We start from the raw sequence: 18951 nt of genomic DNA, 5'->3' as shown, positions 1-18951 counted from the left end.
CCAAATTTCCTCAATGCAGGTTCGCCTGGGCGCCAACGCCCTTTTCATCCAGAAGATACCCGCGTGCAAAGCGGTCCATGCGAAACGCGGTTGCGGTTTCATGCGGCGTATCGTTCGCCAGCAAATGGGCAAAGCAATAGCCCGACGCCGGGGTCGCCTTGAACCCGCCATAGCACCAGCCACCATTGAAATAGAGGTTCGACAGATGGGTGCGATCCATGATCGGCGATCCATCCATGCTCATATCCATGATCCCGCCCCAACTGCGCAGGATACGCACCCGCGAGAGTGCGGGGATCATCGCCATACCGGCCTCGGCCACATGTTCCACGCACGCTAGGTTCCCGCGCTGGGCGTAGGAGTTATAACCTTCGATATCCCCACCAAACACCAGACCGCCCTTATCGGATTGCGACACATAAAAATGCCCCGCGCCAAAGGTCACCACCCTATCGATAAACGGTTTCAATCCTTCCGACACAAAGGCCTGAAGCGCATGGCTTTCAATCGGCAGGCGCATATCGACCATTTTGGCGACATGACTTGAACTGCCGGCCACTGCCATGGCCAGTTTGTTACACGTGATCGCACCGCGTGTGGTCTGAACCCCGGTGATTTGATCGCCATCGCGGTCAATGCCGGTGACTTCGCAATTCTGGATGATATCAACGCCGTTCTGATCAGCCCCGCGCGCAAAGCCCCACGCAACGGCATCATGGCGCACCGTGCCGCCGCGCGCCTGCATCAGCCCGCCCATGATCGGGAACCGGGCATTTTCATAATCCAGAAACGGCAGCTTTTCGCGCAACTGATCACGGTTAAGAAGATCCGCATCCACCCCGTGCAGGCGCATGGCATTGCCCCTGCGCGTGTAGGCATCGCGCTGGGCATCGGAATGAAACAGATTGATCACGCCGCGCTGGGAGACCATGGCGTTGAAATTGAAATCTTGTTCAAGACCTTCCCACAGCCTCATCGAAAATTCGTAGAACGGGTTATTGCCTTCAAGCAGGTAGTTGGATCGAATGATTGTCGTATTCCGCCCGATATTCCCGGATCCAAGATAGCCCTTTTCAAGCACGGCAACATTGCGCACGCCAAACACCTTGGAAAGGTAATAGGCGGTTGCCAATCCATGCCCACCACCGCCGATGATGATCACATCGTAATGTGGTTTCGGGTCCGGATTGCGCCAGGCCGGCTTCCAGTTCTTGTTCTTGGAAAATGCATTGCCAAGCAATGACAGGGCTGAATAACGCATCATCGATCTTTCGCTGTTGCCCACATCGGGTACCCAGCAATCTTGACAGAGGTGCGAATTGCAGCTTGTCTATTAAAGACATCCAATAACACAAATGCGACATCACGATATTATTGTCGCCCAACGCGGGATACCGGCGTCATGAGCTCAGAAACCCAAAACAGAACCACACGCCCCCCGCGTACCGGGCAACTTGATGCCAAACCGGTTCCGGCCACCCAGCATATCGGTTTCATGTTGCTGCCTGATTTTGCGTTGATGTCTTATGCCTCGGCGATTGAGCCGCTGCGTGCCGCCAACCTTCTGGCGGGTCAGCCGATCTACAAGGTTCTGAATTATTCGGCGACGGGTGGAAATGTCCTGTCCTCATCCGGGACCATGGTCCCGACCACCCCGCTTGCGCAGGCCCCGACCAACCTGCACACCCTGTTTGTCTGCGCCGGGGGCCATCCATCGCAATGGCAAGCGCCGGGCATGCTGGGCAATTTGCGCAAACTGGCCCGCTGGGGCGTGCGCATGGGGGGTATTTCAAGCGGGGCCTATGTTCTGGCGGCCGCGGGCCTTCTGGGACAGCGGCAATTCACCATTCACTGGGAACATGCCCCGGCTCTGATCGAAGCTTTTCCCGATTTGGAACCCGAGCGTGCGCGCTTTGTCATTGATGGCGATCGCATTACGTGCGGCGGCGGGGTCGCCCCAATTGACATGATGCATGCCATGATTGCCGAAAACCTTGGATCGGATTTTGCCACAAGGGTATCGGACTGGTATCTGCACACCCAGGTCGGACAATCGGGCGGACCGCAGCGAGCATCGCTTGCCGAACGCTATAATCTGCATCATCCGGCATTGCTTCGGGTCCTCGAAAAGATGGAAACCACCATCGAGGATCCGAAAACCCGCGGCGAAATGGCCCGCTTTGCACGGCTTTCAACCCGCCAGCTTGATCGCCTGTTTGATCAGCATCTGGGCAAGTCGTTCCTTGAAACCTATCGGCAGGTGCGGCTTGAACATGCGCACAAGCTTCTGACCCAAAGTGCCCTGACCATTTCCGAGATTGCCTTTGCCACCGGCTTTTCCAACAGCAGCCATTTTTCGCGTAGCTACAAAACCGTTTACGGTGTGAAGCCAAGCGCGGTACGCGGCATCTGACGCCACCCCAAATCCCCGGAACCTATCCAACCGAGGGATGCATATCCCCACACGAGAAATCGACAGAATCGGCACAACTCCGCGAATCTGCATAATTGATATGCAGTGATTCATGACGTCTATTTTTTACTCAAAATCCCGTGCATTTGAATTTGTAATTTTCTAAAGTTCTGTTTTTGTTATATTTTTTGCGACGCACAATAAAAAACACATTAGAACTTGTTCACTATAGGGAATTGATTTTTAATAAAAGGAATGTCCATCGGGGGGCATTATGTGATGGAGAGACTAAAATGGAACAATCCGTACCAGAGTTGATGGCAAGGCTGGACAGCCTTGAAGCATCGCTCAGCATGGCAACGACCATCAATTCCGAAGTATTCTATTGGTGGTGTACTGCACTGATGCTTGCAATTCATGCTGGCTTCCTTGCGTACGAAATGGGTGCATCGCGTGCAAAGAACGCGCTGGCATCCGGCATGAAAAACCTGATCGCTTTCGCATTCCTGATCCCGGCCTTCTATTATATCGGCTGGTGGATCTATCTTGCGTTCCCGACGGGCTTCACCATTTCCGACGGTTCCGAGGCAGGCCTGCCCTGGAGCGAATATATGGGTCCGAACCTGACCGATAACGCGTCGGGTATCTTCTATGCGGCCTTCACGCTGTTCGCAGCAACCACCGCCTCGATCATGTCGGGCTCGGTGATCGAACGTATCCGTATTTCCGGCTTCACCATCCTCGCCCTTTTCCTGGGTGCGGTTGTATGGGTCTTCGGCGCATCCTGGGGCTGGCACCCGGATGGTTGGCTCACCACCGAGTGGGGCCTGCATGACGTTGGTGCGGCGGGTGCCGTTCACACCATCGCTGGTTTCTTCACCCTTGGTGTTCTGATCAACCTTGGTCCGCGTATCGGTCGCTTTAATGCCGATGGTACGGTCAACAACATCGACGGTCACAACATGCCGATGTCGCTGATTGGCCTGATGCTCATCGTTATGGGCTTCTTCGGCTTCCTTGGCGGCTGCATCATCTATACCGGCGACACCTGGATGACCATCTACAACACCCCGGCAACCCTGTCGGCATTCGCATTCAACACCCTGATGGGCGTTGCAGGCGGCATGATCGGTGCGTATCTGGTTACCCGTGATCCGTTCTGGATGATGTCCGGTGCCCTGATCGGTGTGATCTCTTCTGCTCCGGCACTTGACCTGTACTATCCGGGTCTTGCCTTCCTGATCAGCTTCGGCGGCGGTTGCGTCATGCCGAAACTCAACGACATCCTCGTCGAGAAATTCAAAATCGACGATGCGGTTGGTGCAGTTGCTGTTCACGGCTTTGGCGGCGTCTGGGGTCTGGTTATGGCTGGCATCTTCGCTTCTGGTTACCAGAACGTTGCCGGTCCGGAGATCTCGTTCGTTGGTCAGCTTTCAAGTGCTGTCGTCTTCATGATCCTTGGCTTCGCACCGGGTTACGTTCTGTCCCTGGTACTGAAGGTTGTTGGTCTGCTGCGCGTTTCTGAAAACGCAGAGCTGGCTGGCCTCGACAAGGCTGAAGTTCCGGTAAGCGCATATCCGGAAAGCTCTGTTCCGGCTGCGTTCACCAACGATCCGACTTCGCCGACCCCGGCTGAGTAAGTTCGTTCTGACACATCGAAACAAGGAAACTGAAACATGAACACAGCTCCGATTACCAGCTGGGAAGGTGCAGAGGCTTACTTCACCTTTGCTGACAAACCGGCTCTGCTCGTGGCTCTCACGCTTGTTGGTATTGGCGTGTGCGTCTGGACCATCGCTTCGATGGCCATTCACGAGAACAAAGCATACAAAGACATGTAATCTGATTGTGTGAAGCAGGACCATTCTGCCCTGAACCCTTAAGGTGCTGCTTCGCTCAACCGACACAGCGAGAGGCCAGTATCAAAACTGGCCTCTCTGCCTTTCTGCCAAAGACCAAATATCAGGAATTACTTCTGGCACGCCTGACCGGCATGCCCATATGGGACAACAGGCCAAACTCTGATCCTGCTTGTCCGGGCCATCAGACTTCCCGCCGCTTTCAGATCATTCACTGCACGAGGCCACAATGATCGATCTCGCCCGAACGCCGGAAACCTATCCCCATTCTGTTCGCGCCGCCCGTCCCAGCCGCATTATCAATGCCGGACGCACCGCCATGGCGCGCAATCGCGAACGCTATGAAATTCCCGGACGTGGTGCGGTCATGATTGCGGTCCGCGAAGGCGACCAACTGGCACTGCGCAACTGTGAAGGCATGCAATCGGTCGAACTGATTGGTCTGACACCAAGTGGCGCCCCACGGCCCGAGATTTTTGAACCCCTCGCTCATGGCGCACCCAAAGGCCTGATGGATTTGCTATCAGATCCCTTTGATGACAGCCTTGCGCGTTTCGCCCAGACCTTGCGTAAACGTGACATCAAACTGGAAGCGTGCCTTGCGCACCGTCTTTTTGGCAATGCCAGCCCGCCGGGCGATACGGTTGAACTAACCGTGCAGCTTGATGGCTTTGTCATCATTGCCGCCCCGGCCCCCTTGATGCAGATTGATGCGCATAACACGGCAACACCGATCACCGCCCTGATCAAGCGCGCCCATCATCACGATACCTACAGCTTCGCCCTGCCCGATCCACTGGCCGATCCGGTCGTGGATTTACGTGTGCACTCCTCCACCGCCGAGGCCTATGAAATCAAGGCGGGTGATTACATACAGATTCTCGATGTCGATGGACGGCAATGCACCGATTTTCAGTGCTTTGATGCGCGCAAACTTGATCGCGGTATTCAGAACCCGCTGGATGTAACGACCACGCGCACATTGATGGGCCATGCTTATCCAATGCCCGGCCTGCACGGGAAGTATTTTGATCAGGACATGGATCCGCTGGTCGAGGTCGTTCAGGATACCTGCGGGCGCCATGACGCCTTTGCCATGGCCTGTGCGGCGAAATATTACGACGATATCGGCTATCCCGGCCACGTGAACTGCACGGATAACTTCAATGGTGCGCTGTCGCACTTTGGCGTTGATCCGCGTGCGGGATGGATGGCGATCAATTTCTTCTTCAATACCGGTATTGATGATCACGGCGTGATGTTTGCCGATCAGCCCTGGTCGCGTCCGGGTGATTATGTGTTGCTGCGCGCGATGACCGATCTGGTTTGTGTTTCATCGGCCTGCCCGGATGACACATCAGCGGCCAATGCCTGGAAACCGACCGATATCCATATCCGAAGCTATGACGGCAAAGAGAAGTTTTCCCATGCCGTTGCCTGGCGCCCGACTGCAGAGGCCGAAGCGAAAATGACCAAAGAAACCGCCTTCCAACCGCGTACAAGCGAACTGACCCGCAACTTCGTCGAATATAAGGGTTTCTGGCTGGCCCATGAATATACCGGCCACGGCATGATCGAAGAATATTATGCCTGCCGGGAAAAGGCCGTGGTGATCGATTTGTCTGCCTTGCGCAAGTTCGAAATTACCGGCCCGGACAGCGAAACGCTGATGCAATATTGCCTGACGCGCAATGTCAAAAAACTTGGTATCGGGCAGGTCGTCTATTCCGCGATGTGCTATCCACACGGCGGAATGATTGACGATGGCACGCTGCTGCGTCTGGGGCAGGACAACTTCCGCTGGATTTGCGGCGATGACTATAGTGGGGTGTGGCTGCGCGAACAGGCGGAAAAACTTGGCCTGCAGGTCCTGATCCGTTCATCAACCGATCAGATGCACAACATCGCCGTTCAGGGACCCAAAAGCCGAGACATCCTGCGCGAGGTGATCTGGACGCCCCCGCATCAGCCATCCATGGATGAGGTCGAGTGGTTCAAATTCACCATCGGCCGGATCGGGGACGCCAAAGGTGCACCCGTTGTCGTCTCGCGCACAGGCTATACCGGCGAACTGGGCTATGAAGTCTGGTGCCACCCCAAGGACGCCAATACCGTCTTTGACGCCGTCTGGGAAGCGGGCAAGCCACACGACCTGACCCCGATGGGGTTGGCCGCCCTTGATATGGTCCGGATCGAGGCCGGTTTGATCTTTGCCGATTACGAGTTTTCCGATCAGACCGATCCGTTTGAAGCAGGCATCGGCTTTACCGTGCCGCTGAAATCCAAGGAAGATGATTTTATTGGTCGTGACGCCCTGATCCGGCGCAAGGAACACCCATCGCACAAGCTGGTCGGGATCGAGATTGATGGCAATGTCACGGTCGGTCATAGCGATTGCGTCCATATCGGCCGTGCGCAAATCGGCGTGATCACCAGTGCGATGCGATCGCCAATTTTGGGCAAGAATATCGCCCTTGCCCGGGTAGATATCGCGCATGCTGATATCGGGACCGAGGTCGAGATTGGCAAGCTTGATGGTCATATGGTGCGCCTGCCTGCGACCATCACCGCCTTCCCGCACTATGACCCCAAAAAGGAAAAGCCACGGTCCTGAAACCCGCGGCTTAAAGCCTTGCAAAAGAAACCCCGCAGTCATGGCGACTGTGGGGGTGACTGCGAGTTTGGTTAAGGGAGACGGCGGGCTTGCGCCCGCTTCTTTGAAAGCGTTGATCGTCGGCTGCCTATTCGGCAGCCGTTTTCTTTTCGATCTGCAAATAGGCCTCAAGGCTGTCATCAAGCTCTTCAAGCCATGGCGTGTGATGGGCCGGTGACATATTGCCCGTCATCAGCGACCGGTAGGACTTGTTGCGATAGCCCATGATGTCATCGGCCTTGTCATGTTCCCATTCCTCGAAGGTCTTGTTCACCCCTTCGATATCGAACATCGGATAATCCGTCATTTCGATCAGATGGGCGGTGTAGTCACCCTGGAACCAGATCATGTCATGATCGTCCTTAAGACCTTCTTCGCGATCACGCCAGGCTTGGCTGTCGGCCTTCATTTCATCCTTCGATGGCAGCGGAATGCGTCCCATGATCACGTCACGGGCAAACCATGCCTGGGCATCAAACATGTTGAAGGTAAAGAACTGGTCCTGCATGCCGAGATACATCATCTTCGGATTTTCTTCCCAGACGACACCTTTATACAGGCCCAGCGGCCACAGACGGTTATCGGTCTTAAGACGCAAATCATCGGTCAGGAACGGGAAGTAATGCTGATAGCCGGTGCACAGAATGATCGCGTCCACCTCGCGTGACGAACCATCTTTGAAATAGGCCGTATTACCATCAACCTTGGTCAGAAGCGGGACTTCGGCCCAGTTATCGGGCCAGTCAAAGCCAATCGGGTTTGTCCGGTGGCTGACCGTGACGGATTTGCAGCCATATTTATAGCATTGCGATCCGATATCCTCGGCCGAATAGGACGTCCCAATCAGCAGGATATCCTTGCCCTTGAATTCCAGCGCGTCGCGGAAATCATGGGCATGCAGAACGCGCCCGCCAAAGGTATCAAAGCCCGGGAATTCCGGCACATTCGGCGTCGAGAAATGACCATTGGCAACAATGACATGATCAAATTCCTCGGTCGAAACCACATCATTTTTCAGATCATGTGATGTCACCGCAAAGGTCTGGCTGTCTTCATTGAACTCGACCGTGCGGACCGGGGTTCTGAAACGCACCCACGAACGCACATTGGCCTTTTCAACGCGCCCCTTGATGTAATCCCAGATCACAGCACGCGGCGGATAGGATGCGATGGGTTTGCCGAAGTGCTCCTCGAAGGTGTAATCGGCAAATTCCAGGCACTCTTTCGGGCCGTTTGACCACAGATAGCGATACATCGATCCGTGGATCGGCTCGCCATATTCATCAAGACCGGTGCGCCAGGTGTAGTTCCACAAACCACCCCAGTCTTCCTGACGTTCAAAACAGACGATTTCGGGGATTTCGGCCCCTTTGGCTGCTGCAGATTGAAATGCACGCATCTGCGCCATGCCTGACGGACCGGCGCCAATAATTGCAACACGAAGTGTCATAGCCTCAAATCCCCAATAAAAGCGTTATGCGTCTCCTCCGTCCGGCTTTCTGCCGGTTCGTTCTTGCTTAGTCGGGGAATATCCCCGGTGACGTCGGCGCGCCGTCGTCAAATTGTGAAAGCCACTCGACCAGGATCGGGTGGTAGCGCGACAGCCCCTTGTATTCGACAAGTTCCGGGCGCAGATCGCGCATGACACGATGAATGCGACGCGCCCATTTCGGCTGGGTCACGACTTCGTTCATTGCCATCAAATAAGTACGGATCGGAAACAGGATCGCGTTGGAACGCGGCAGACGCCAGAAGGTCTGAAGTTCCACACGCAGATGGACCTTTTCGCCAATATTTTCCGGCGTCACGGTCATGCGATCCGGGCCCCATTTAGGATAGTTTTCCGGGCTGGTATCAAGGCGCGGATTAACCGTGAGCGTCCAGTTCAGACGACGTGACGGCTGCCCTTGCGGCAAGGTCAGAAGGAACTTCAGCGCGCGCTGGAAAACGCCCAGTTCATGGGCCAGCGGAACCGGCGCGTGCCATTCAAAGAAATTCATGCCAATGTCGAAATCAAGCGACCAGTCGGCCTGTGCGGTGATGATCCCGGCATCCATCCATAGGTTGCCATCGCGCTGATCGAGGATGGCGTGATCGCCTTGTACCTGGCGTCCGATATATTCCATCGGATGGCAGGGCAGTGTTGAACTGTCACCAAAGGTAAAGGTATCGTCGATCTGAAGCGGCTTGTTGATCCAGTGCCAGCGATCGCCATCCATGGTCAGTTTGAACAGATCAGGATAATCGCGCGCCTTGGATACCATCACCAGTTCAAGGAAATCCCACCCCGCCGTTTCCATATGCGGCAGGGCCTGACACCGACCGGGGTCGTCGGCCAAAACTAGGGCACGATCCTTCATTTCCGCGACGTAATGTTCATCAACATCAAACGCATTTTCAAACGGGCTGCCGGCACGGGCAGCATGATGAGGTTCGATATTGGTCGAATACATATATTCGTCTTCCGGGAACGGGAACGGAAAACGCGGGATGTTTGACGGACTGTTGGCGTAGGTGAAATCACCGCGGAAGCTCTCGTCCTTAAACTGGATGGTCATGACTGAAATCCCCCTTACAGATCAAGTTCAAGGCGTTTGCCACGGAACCGCGAAACACACGGCATGATCCGTTGCTTTGCCGCACGCTGTTCTTCGTCAAGCCAGTGGTCGTTGTGCATGATCTCGCCCTCGCAGGCGACAACCACCGTTTCACACTGACCACACGCCCCGCCCCGGCACATGCAATTGATCGGGGTTCCGGATGCCTCGACCGCTTCAAGCAGGCTTTGCTCCGCACCCACCGTGATATCAATCCCGGCCTTGGCCAGATGCACATCAAAGGGCTCACCAACCGGCGGGGCCAGGAAGTGTTCGAAATGAACGTGTGCTGCGGGCCAACCAAGACTTGTCGCGGTTTCAACCACCCGTTCGATCATGCCCTTTGGGCCGCAGACATAGACATGCGTGCCAAGGGGCTGATTGGATAAAAGCATTTCCAAATCAACGCTTTCGCCCTGATCATCGCAATAGCACGACACGTGATCACCAAACCGATCTGCAAGGCTGTCCATATAGGCGGCCTGCGATACTGATCGCGCGGCATAGTGCAATTCAAACGGCACGCCGAGCTTATCGGCCTGGGCCATTTGTGCGATGAATGGCGTGATGCCGATGCCGCCCGCAATCATCAGGTGCTTTCGCGCCCGCAGGTCCAGCGCGAACAGATTAACCGGAGCAGAGATTTTCATCTGCATGCCAGGTTGCACCTGTTCATGCATAAATTTCGATCCGCCGCGCCCGGTATCGTCACGGCGTACCGAAATGGAATATTGGTCGCGCTCGAACGGGGAACTCATCAGCGAATAGGGATTTTTGCGTTTCGTGCCGTCATCAAGCATCTCGACAACGATATGCGCCCCGCCCGAAAAGGCCGGCAGCTCATCGCCATTCACGTGCTTGAACTCGAACCGTTTGATGATCGGGTTGACCTCGACCACGTTGCTGACAACCACCGGAATCAAATGATCGGACGCACTCATTTGAACACCTCCTTGATTTCGATTTCTTCAGACGGGTCTTCGGCATTGATGCAGACACCCTGAAACGCCGCCAGCCGTCGGGAATAGTGATCACGCACGAGCAACAGCAAATCACAAGACGGGCATTTGACCGGCTGGGTGGTGACGTCCTCGATCATGGTTTTGCAGTGAACACACTGAACGCGCCGCGCCAGACTACCGCGATGCTCACACTGCACGGCGGTATGATCCAGCCCACATGCCTCACCCTTGGCAACGCCCTGCCCGACCAGCCCTTCGGTCCCGGCGAGATAAAGCTGACTGCCCATCTTGGCGTCCGATAACCAGTCGCCGAGTTTTGCGACGGCTTCTTCGATGGTCGGGAAATGTTCGAACCGTTTGGCCCCCAGCGCATAAAGCGACGTAATCAGGGCGGCTTCACCCGGGGTCGGCACATAAAGGATATGTACCTTTTCCAACATGTCGCGCGGTAGTTCCTGTACGACCCGGATAACACATTCAGCACCGGATGCATCGGCCAGAAAATAATGCGCCAGACCCGGCACGATTTTTAACGTGCCATAGGTCGGACGGGAAAGAATGCTTTCTTCGATAAGACTCTCAGACATGGTAGCGGGTCCCATTCTGTCAGAAACCTCAAGGATCAGGCGTTTGATCCGGGGGCCTCTGACAGCCCCCGGTCAGCTTGCTTAACCCTTGGCTGTTCTTTTCAATTTTTTGGGGTCGTCAAATGGCATGGTATGGGCCATTCCGCCGAGCATGCCTTTTTCACCCGTCACTTCGAGCTTCACACCCTGTTCGGCGCAATCCACCGCCAGACGGGCGATGGCCATGGTCTGATCCTTAAGCGGTGAATACATCGCACAGGTCACAACGCCGACCTTGGCCCCGTCCTTGAACACCTCGGCGCCTTCGGCAGGGACTTCCTTGCCATCAAACAGGATGCCAAAGATCTTGAAGCGTTCCTTGCCTTTCAGGCGATAATGTTCCTCGGCACCGCGGAAGCCGGTCTTGCCCGGGCTGACAGTGAAATCAAGGCCAAGCTCCCACAGGGTATCGCCCGGACCTTCATTTTCGAACGGATACATCTGCGAGTTATCATAAGGGTAAAACAGCAGGTAGCTTTCAACACGCAGCATATCAAGCGTGGTAAAGCGGGTCGGAATAATGCCCATATCCTTGCCCTCGGCAACGATGCGATCCCAGATCATTCCGGCATCCTGACCACGACAGAAGATCTCATAGCCGCGTTCACCGGTATAGCCGGTGCGCGAAATCATCACAGGGGCGCCAAACAACTGCGTCTGGGTGTGATGGAAATACGGCAGATCGCGAATTCCCGGCACATATTCCGCCAGATAATCGACCGCAAGCGGCCCTTGCAGCGACAAATCATGAAGGTTGTCATCAAAACGAACCGATACATCGCGGCCCATGGCCGCCTTGGTCAGCTCTTCATGCCCGGTGCCCGATCCGTGCACCACCATCCATGAATTCGGCCCCATGCGATAAATCACGCAATCATCAGTAAACTTGCCCTGATCATTAAGCATGCAGGCATAGACCGATTTGCCGGGATAGATCTTTTCGACATTGCGCGTGGTGGCATAGTCGATCACGTGTGATGCATGCGCGCCGGTGATATGAACCTTTTTCAGACCCGAAACATCCATGATCCCGGCCTTGGTGCGGATCGCGATATATTCCTCGTCCCAATCCTTGTCATAGGTCCAGGCGGTGCCCATACCGCTCCAGTCTTCGAGATTGGAACCAAGCGCGCGATGCCGATCGGCAAGGGCTGAAAATCTCCAGCTTGCAGTCATAGTGATGGCCTCCTGATATGATTGCCTTTGCGCACAATCAGCGCGCTATTATCGGCTTATTTTGTTCTATATTTTGGCGGTATCTTGTTCGCGAACGCAATAATTATTTTTCATATTATTCAATTTTTATTCCTTAAAGGCTATTTTACACGGCATTGCAGCAACTTCCATCCCCACCCCTCATATCGCCTTTGCGGAAATTTATTTTCCCTGGAGTTGATAAATATTTCCTGCCAGTGTAAGTCATGCCTATGGCGTATGGCAGATCAATAAGGGTAAAAGCCCGGGCGCATACGACCGATAAAAAAGCAGGCCGCATCAAGTGGCCGTTCGAGGAAACCAGAAACGAGCGGACCCGCACCGGGACAAAACCGGTGACGGAGGACAAGCCAGCATGGCAAATAGCAAAACAAAACAAGCCGCCCAGACCACCGCCAATAGCGAGCAAGGATCAGGCATGGACACCAAGAGCAAACCCGCCGCCCTCACCCAGGACCCGCACGCGCTTCGTGAACCCAAGGAAAACAATCTGGAAATTGCCATCGGCCATGAAGTCCGAGCGCTCCGCAAGAAGCTGGGCATTACGATTTCCGATCTGGCCTCGGCAACGGGGATTTCGATGGGGATGCTTTCCAAGATCGAAAACGGCGTCACCTCGCCGTCGCTGACCTCGCTTCAGGCACTGGCAAGTGCGCTGGGTGTGCCGCTGACCGATTTCTTCCGCCGTTATGAAGAACCGCGCAATGCAGTGTTCGTGAAATCCGGCGAAGGTGTTGCGATTGAACGTCGCGGCACGCGCGCAGGCCATGAATATAACCTGCTGGGTCATATCGATAACAACACCAGCGGTGTCGTGGTCGAACCCTATTTGCTAACGCTTACCGAGGAGTCGAGCAGCTTCCCCGCCTTCCAGCATGAAGGCATGGAATTCATCTATATGCTTGAGGGTGAAGTTCGCTACCGCCATGGCGATCAGCTTTACTACATGAAAGAAGGCGACAGCCTGTTCTTTGATGCCGATGCCCGCCACGGACCGGAAGAACTTCTTTCATTTCCAATACGTTACCTATCGATCATCTGCTATCCCGCCCGGGGATAAGCATTCACCCCGGTGAAAACATCAATTCACTGAGAAGAAATTTTTATTCTTCATAGTTGATTCCGCATTCGCGAACAGGTAGTCTCCGTTTCAGAAACAGAATGGAGACTGTCCTGCCATGTGCGGCATTGTTGGTTTATTCCTTAAAGATAAAAGTCTGGAACCACAGCTCGGCGCGTTGTTGTCTGAAATGCTGGTGACCATGACCGACCGTGGTCCCGATAGTGCGGGCATCGCAATTTATGGCGCAGATCAGAATGATTTGGTCAAACTCACGATCCAGTCTCCGGAACCGGAAACAGATTTTTCTGGACTGACCGAAGACCTGCGCAAAGCCGGGATCAAAAACGCATCCATCCTGCCCAAAAACACCCATGCGGTGATTACGGTTTCAAGCGATCAGATCGATGCGACCCGAAGCGCACTTGAAGACCTTCGCCCGAATGTCCGCGTCATGGGGACGGGTACGGCCATGGAAATCTACAAGGAAGTCGGCCTACCCAAGGACGTACTTGAACGCTTCAAGATTTCCGACATGAGCGGCACCCACGGGATCGGCCATACCCGCATGGCGACCGAAAGTGCGGTGACCACCCTTGGCGCCCACCCGTTTTCGACCGGGTCGGACCAGTGCCTTGTGCATAACGGATCGCTGTCAAACCACAATAACCTGCGTCGCGAACTGACGCGCGAAGGCATTCGCCTTGAAACCCAAAACGATTCAGAGGTTGCCGCCGCCTATCTGACGGGTGAAATGGCCAAGGGCAAAAATCTGGGCGAGGCCCTGACCAGTGCGCTTGATGACCTGGACGGATTTTTCACCTTTGTGGTGGGGACCAAATCGGGCTTTGGCGTTGTCCGCGACCCGATTGCCTGCAAACCGGCCGTGATGGCGGAAACCGATGCCTATGTCGCATTCGGGTCCGAATATCGCGCACTGGTCAATCTGCCGGGCATTGAAGACGCCCGCGTCTGGGAACCGGAACCGGCCACGGTTTATTTCTGGGAACACTGATTAACACGAACCCTGTCGGCTGCTGCGATGCGCGCGCCGACCCGACCGCCATCCATATCGCGGTCACATAAGGAAGGAACACATATGCCAGTGTTTGATCTTGCAACCACCGAACTGCGCGCGCTTAACCAGGCGCTTCATGCGCTTGATAAAAGTGGTGCCAGTGAAGATTTCGAAATCACCAATCCACGCGGTGCACATGCGGTTGCGGTCGGTATTGATGCCCCGGTCAATGTCACAATCAAGGGCAGTGTCGGCTATTACTGTGCGGGCATGAACGAAAAAGCCACCGTCACAGTCAATGGCAATGCCGGGCCGGGTGTGGCGGAAAACATGATGTCGGGCAAAGTCGTGATCAAGGGCGATGCCAGCCAGTATGCCGGGGCAACAGCCCACGGCGGGTTGCTGGTGATCGAAGGCAATGCATCGTCACGGTGCGGCATTTCGATGAAAGGTGTCGATATCGTCGTTAAGGGCAATATCGGCCACATGTCGGCCTTTATGGCGCAATCGGGCAACCTTGTTGTTCTGGGCGATGCCGGTGATGCGCTGGGTGATTCGCTGTATGAAGCGCGCCTGTTCGTGCGCGGCACGGTCAAAAGCCTTGGTGCCGATTGCGAGAAAAAAGAAATGCGGGCCGAACATATCGAGCTTCTGACCAAGCTTCTTGCCGATGCCGGAATTACCGATGTGAAACCCGAAGAATTCACGCGATATGGCTCTGCCAGAACGCTTTACAACTTCAGTGTTGATAATTTCGACGCCTATTGATGCGGCATGCTGAACGCCGCACGGAAAAAAATTCCGAGCGCGTCAGCCCAAAGACAGGATCAGAAGATGAGCTATAAAAATCCCGTTACGACGCCGCGTAAATCGGCAACCTTTGATGACTACACTCTTTCGGAAATTCGCCGTGCAGCAGCAACCGGTATTTACGACATCCGGGGTGGTGGTGCGAAACGCAAGGTCCCGCATTTTGATGACCTGCTGTTCCTTGGCGCATCAATGTCGCGCTATCCGCTGGAAGGATATCGCGAGAAATGCGAAACTGGTGTCACACTTGGCACCCGCTTTGCCAAAAAGCCGCTCGAACTTAAAATTCCGATTACCATCGCAGGTATGAGCTTTGGTTCGCTTTCCGGCCCGGCAAAAGAAGCCCTTGGGCGCGGCGCGTCGGCGGCGGGCACATCAACCACCACAGGTGATGGCGGCATGACCGAGGAAGAGCGCGGCCATTCCACGCAGCTTGTCTATCAGTATCTGCCATCACGCTATGGCATGAATCCGCGCGATCTGAAACGCGCCGACGCGATTGAAATCGTCATTGGTCAGGGCGCGAAACCGGGCGGTGGCGGCATGTTGCTGGGTCAGAAGATCTCGGATCGTGTGGCGGAAATGCGCAACCTGCCGATGGGCATTGATCAGCGGTCTGCCTGCCGTCATCCGGACTGGACCGGCCCGGATGATCTTGAAATCAAAATTCAGGAACTCCGCGAAATCACCGATTGGGAAAAGCCGATCTTTATCAAGGTCGGGGGTGCACGCCCCTATTATGACGTGGCGCTTGCCGTCAAGGCCGGGGCGGATGTCATCGTGCTTGACGGCATGCAGGGCGGCACGGCGGCGACCCAGGAAGTGTTCATTGAACATGTTGGTCAACCGACCCTTGCCTGTATCCGCCCGGCGGTAAAAGCATTGCAGGATATGGGCATGCATCGCAAGGTACAGTTGATCGTATCGGGCGGTATCCGCAATGGTGCGGACGTTGCCAAGGCGCTTGCCCTTGGGGCGGATGCGGTTTCCATCGGGACTGCGGCCCTGGTCGCGATTGGTGACAATGACCCGAAATGGGAAGCAGACTATAATGCACTTGGCACCACCACCGGTGCCTATGACGACTGGCATGAAGGCCGTGATCCCGCAGGCATCACGACACAGGATGCCGACCTGATGAAACGGGTTGACCCGATTGCCGCCGGGCGGCGACTGGCCAACTATCTGAAGGTCATGACCCTTGAAGCGCAAACCATTGCGCGCGCCTGCGGCAAAAATCATGTGCACAACCTCGAACCCGAGGATCTTTGCGCACTGAATATCGAAGCGGCCGCCATGGCGGGTGTACCGCTTGCCGGGACCAACTGGGTTCCCGGTCAGGGAGGATTCTAGAACATCAACGCACCACCAGACCCGGTGTGCCTTTGGGCATGCCGGGATAACGGTTGGCACTGCATAAAATTCGTCAGGGGACTTCAATGACCAAGGATCTATCAGCCTTTGCCCGGGAACGCGGCATCAAATACTTTATGATCAGCTTTACCGACCTGTTTGGCGGGCAGCGCGCCAAACTTGTCCCGACCCAGGCAATTGCCGACATGCAGGAAGACGGTGCCGGTTTTGCCGGTTTTGCCACCTGGCTTGACCTGAGCCCGGCGCACCCGGACATGTTTGCCATTCCTGATCCCAGCTCTGTCATCCAGTTGCCCTGGAAACCGGAAGTCGCCTGGGTTGCCGCCGACTGCATCATGGAAGGCACACCGGTCGAACAGGCCCCGCGCAACGTGCTGAAAGCCCAGATCGCCAAGGCGGCTGAACTTGGCCTGAATGTCAAAACCGGGGTCGAGGCGGAATTCTTTCTTGTTACCACCGATGGTTCGCAAATCTCCGACCCGGCCGATACGGCGGAAAAGCCGTGCTATGACCAGCAGGCCGTCATGCGCCGCTATGACGTGATTGCCGAGATTTGCGACTATATGCTTGAACTTGGCTGGGGTGCGTATCAGAACGATCACGAAGATGCCAATGGCCAGTTTGAAATGAACTGGGAATTCGATGACGCACTTAAAACTGCCGACAAGCATTCCTTTTTCAAGTTCATGGTCAAATCAATCGCCGAAAAGCACGGCCTTCGCGCAACCTTCATGCCAAAACCCTTCCCGGGCCTGACCGGCAATGGCTGTCACTGCCATGTGTCGGTCTGGGATAATGATGGTGCCAATGCCTTTGCCGATAATGACATGCCATTTGGCCTGTCGGCCAAGGGCAAGCATTTCCTTGGTGGCATTATGAAGCATGCCTCTGCCATGGCGGTGATCACCAACCCGACGGTCAATTCCTATAAGCGTATCAATGCGCCGCGCACCATGTCGGGCGCGACCTGGGCCCCGAACACGGTGACCTGGACCGGCAACAACCGCACGCACATGGTCCGCGTTCCGGGGCCTGGGCGTTTTGAATTGCGTCTGCCCGATGGGGCAACAAACCCGTATCTTCTTCAGGCCGTGATCATTGCGGCCGGTCTTGATGGCATGGCAACCAATGCCGATCCGGGACCGCATTACGATATCGACATGTACAAGGAAGGGCATTCTATCAAGGATGCACCGCGTCTGCCGCTGAACCTGCTCGATGCCCTGCGTGAAATGGGCTCTAACGAAGAGCTCCAGCTTGCGATGGGCAAGGAATTCTCAAGTGCCTATCTCAAACTCAAACAAACCGAGTGGAATTCTTACGTTTCTCACTTTTCCCGCTGGGAACGTGAGAACACACTTGATATTTAATGCTTCTGCCCGGCCTTATCTCATTCCCCGATGGACGGGGCCGGGCAATTTTTGATTATTCCAAACGAGAAAGCCAGACGCGATGAAAAGCTACGTTCTGACTGTTTCCTGCGATTCTCAGCGCGGGGTGGTTGCTGCTATTTCGACCTATTTGGCAGATAACGGCTGCAACATTACCGATAGCTCCCAGTTTGACGACCAAGAAACCGGCCTGTTCTTTATGCGGGTTGCCTTCGTCAGCGAAGAAGGTGTTGATCAGGAAACCCTGATTGCAGGCTTTGAGGGGCCGGCAGCAGAACTTGGCATGAAGTACGAAATCCATGACAGCTCCGAGAAGATGAAGGTTCTTCTGATGGTGTCGCGGTTTGGTCATTGCCTGAACGATCTGCTGTATCGTTGGAAAATCGGGGCGCTTCCGATTGATATCGTTGGCGTGGTGTCAAATCATCTTGATTATCAGAAGGTTGTCGTTAATCACGACATTCCCTTCCACCACATCCCGGTTACCAAGGAAAACAAGCCCGAAGCCGAGAAAAAGCTTCTTGATGTTGTTTCTGACTATAATGTCGAACTGATCGTTCTGGCCCGCTATATGCAGGTTCTGTCTGACAGCCTGTGCAAGAAGATGAGTGGCAAGATCATCAACATCCACCACTCCTTCCTGCCAAGCTTCAAGGGCGCCAACCCTTATCAACAGGCCTATGTGCGCGGGGTCAAACTGATTGGCGCAACCGCGCATTATGTCACCGCTGACCTTGATGAAGGTCCGATCATCGAACAGGACATTGCGCGCATTACCCACGCCCAGAACTCGGCCGATTATGTGTCGATTGGCCGAGATGTCGAAAGCCAGGTGCTGGCGCGTGCGGTGCATGCCCATATCCACCACCGTTCGTTCATCAACGGCAACCGCACCATCGTCTTCCCGCCAAGCCCGGGAAGCTACGCATCGGAGCGCATGGGCTAAGTTTAGCACCTCCGACAATCAAAAACG

General features: G+C 55.1%; 16 protein-coding genes. 10 read left to right on the top strand and 6 right to left on the bottom strand.

Annotated features, from left to right (window positions below; translation table 11 throughout):
• Positions 1-10 precede the first annotated feature (10 nt).
• Positions 11-1264: a sarcosine oxidase subunit beta family protein gene (locus TH2_RS18750; RefSeq protein WP_202949030.1), complete on the bottom strand. Its 1254-nt coding sequence runs from the start codon at positions 1262-1264 to the stop codon at positions 11-13.
• Between the two features lie 138 nt (positions 1265-1402).
• Here TH2_RS18750 and TH2_RS18745 point away from each other — a divergent pair, with 138 nt between their 5' ends.
• The 4 genes from TH2_RS18745 to TH2_RS18735 all read left to right on the top strand — a co-directional run bounded on the left by TH2_RS18745 (position 1403) and on the right by TH2_RS18735 (position 6886).
• Positions 1403-2413: a GlxA family transcriptional regulator gene (locus TH2_RS18745; protein ID WP_008892023.1), complete on the top strand. Its 1011-nt coding sequence runs from the start codon at positions 1403-1405 to the stop codon at positions 2411-2413.
• A gap of 293 nt (positions 2414-2706) precedes the next feature.
• Positions 2707-4053, top strand: coding sequence for an ammonium transporter (locus TH2_RS18740; protein ID WP_008892022.1), 1347 nt, complete (start codon positions 2707-2709; stop codon positions 4051-4053).
• A 36-nt stretch (positions 4054-4089) separates the two neighbouring features.
• A complete protein-coding gene (locus tag TH2_RS21505; protein WP_008892021.1) occupies positions 4090-4254 on the top strand; it encodes a hypothetical protein in 165 nt (54 codons plus the stop codon).
• A gap of 247 nt (positions 4255-4501) precedes the next feature.
• Positions 4502-6886, top strand: coding sequence for a trimethylamine N-oxide demethylase (locus TH2_RS18735; protein ID WP_008892020.1), 2385 nt, complete (start codon positions 4502-4504; stop codon positions 6884-6886).
• A gap of 127 nt (positions 6887-7013) precedes the next feature.
• Here the strand turns inward: TH2_RS18735 and TH2_RS18730 are convergent, their stop codons facing one another.
• The 5 genes from TH2_RS18730 to TH2_RS18710 all read right to left on the bottom strand — a co-directional run bounded on the left by TH2_RS18730 (position 7014) and on the right by TH2_RS18710 (position 12286).
• Positions 7014-8375: an NAD(P)-binding domain-containing protein gene (locus TH2_RS18730; RefSeq protein WP_008892019.1), complete on the bottom strand. Its 1362-nt coding sequence runs from the start codon at positions 8373-8375 to the stop codon at positions 7014-7016.
• Positions 8376-8442: 67 nt separating this feature from the next.
• Entirely contained in the window at positions 8443-9483 is a 1041-nt protein-coding gene (locus TH2_RS18725) for a heme-dependent oxidative N-demethylase family protein (RefSeq protein WP_008892018.1), read from the bottom strand.
• A 14-nt stretch (positions 9484-9497) separates the two neighbouring features.
• Positions 9498-10463, bottom strand: coding sequence for a PDR/VanB family oxidoreductase (locus tag TH2_RS18720; protein ID WP_008892017.1), 966 nt, complete (start codon positions 10461-10463; stop codon positions 9498-9500).
• Complete coding sequence (locus TH2_RS18715) at positions 10460-11071, bottom strand: dimethylamine monooxygenase subunit DmmA family protein (RefSeq protein WP_008892016.1); 612 nt, start codon at positions 11069-11071, stop codon at positions 10460-10462. The genes TH2_RS18720 and TH2_RS18715 overlap by 4 nt, the downstream gene beginning before the upstream one ends.
• An 81-nt stretch (positions 11072-11152) precedes the next feature.
• The gene (locus tag TH2_RS18710; protein WP_008892015.1) at positions 11153-12286 is read right to left on the bottom strand and encodes an aminomethyl transferase family protein; all 1134 of its coding nucleotides are present in this window, start codon (positions 12284-12286) and stop codon (positions 11153-11155) included.
• Positions 12287-12680: 394 nt separating this feature from the next.
• Here TH2_RS18710 and TH2_RS18705 point away from each other — a divergent pair, with 394 nt between their 5' ends.
• The 6 genes from TH2_RS18705 to purU all read left to right on the top strand — a co-directional run bounded on the left by TH2_RS18705 (position 12681) and on the right by purU (position 18924).
• Positions 12681-13385 (top strand): helix-turn-helix domain-containing protein, encoded by a 705-nt coding sequence (locus TH2_RS18705; protein WP_008892014.1) that lies wholly within the window; start codon positions 12681-12683, stop codon positions 13383-13385.
• Positions 13386-13503: 118 nt separating this feature from the next.
• Positions 13504-14400 (top strand): class II glutamine amidotransferase, encoded by an 897-nt coding sequence (locus TH2_RS18700; protein ID WP_008892013.1) that lies wholly within the window; start codon positions 13504-13506, stop codon positions 14398-14400.
• A gap of 84 nt (positions 14401-14484) precedes the next feature.
• Positions 14485-15171 carry a GltB/FmdC/FwdC-like GXGXG domain-containing protein gene (locus TH2_RS18695; RefSeq protein WP_008892012.1) on the top strand — a complete coding sequence of 229 codons (687 nt, stop codon included), beginning with the start codon at positions 14485-14487 and terminating at the stop codon, positions 15169-15171.
• Positions 15172-15237: 66 nt separating this feature from the next.
• A complete protein-coding gene (locus TH2_RS18690; protein WP_008892011.1) occupies positions 15238-16566 on the top strand; it encodes an FMN-binding glutamate synthase family protein in 1329 nt (442 codons plus the stop codon).
• Positions 16567-16652: 86 nt separating this feature from the next.
• The gene (gene glnT / locus TH2_RS18685; protein ID WP_008892010.1) at positions 16653-17957 is read left to right on the top strand and encodes a type III glutamate--ammonia ligase; all 1305 of its coding nucleotides are present in this window, start codon (positions 16653-16655) and stop codon (positions 17955-17957) included.
• Between the two features lie 82 nt (positions 17958-18039).
• Entirely contained in the window at positions 18040-18924 is an 885-nt protein-coding gene (gene purU / locus TH2_RS18680) for a formyltetrahydrofolate deformylase (protein ID WP_008892009.1), read from the top strand.
• The last annotated feature ends 27 nt before the right edge of the window (positions 18925-18951 follow it).

This window comes from Thalassospira profundimaris WP0211 (genome assembly GCF_000300275.1).
GTDB classification, from domain to species: Bacteria; Pseudomonadota; Alphaproteobacteria; order Rhodospirillales; family Thalassospiraceae; genus Thalassospira; species Thalassospira profundimaris.
Note: the sequence above shows the minus strand (reverse complement) of the source record. Positions and strands in the feature narration are given on the sequence as shown.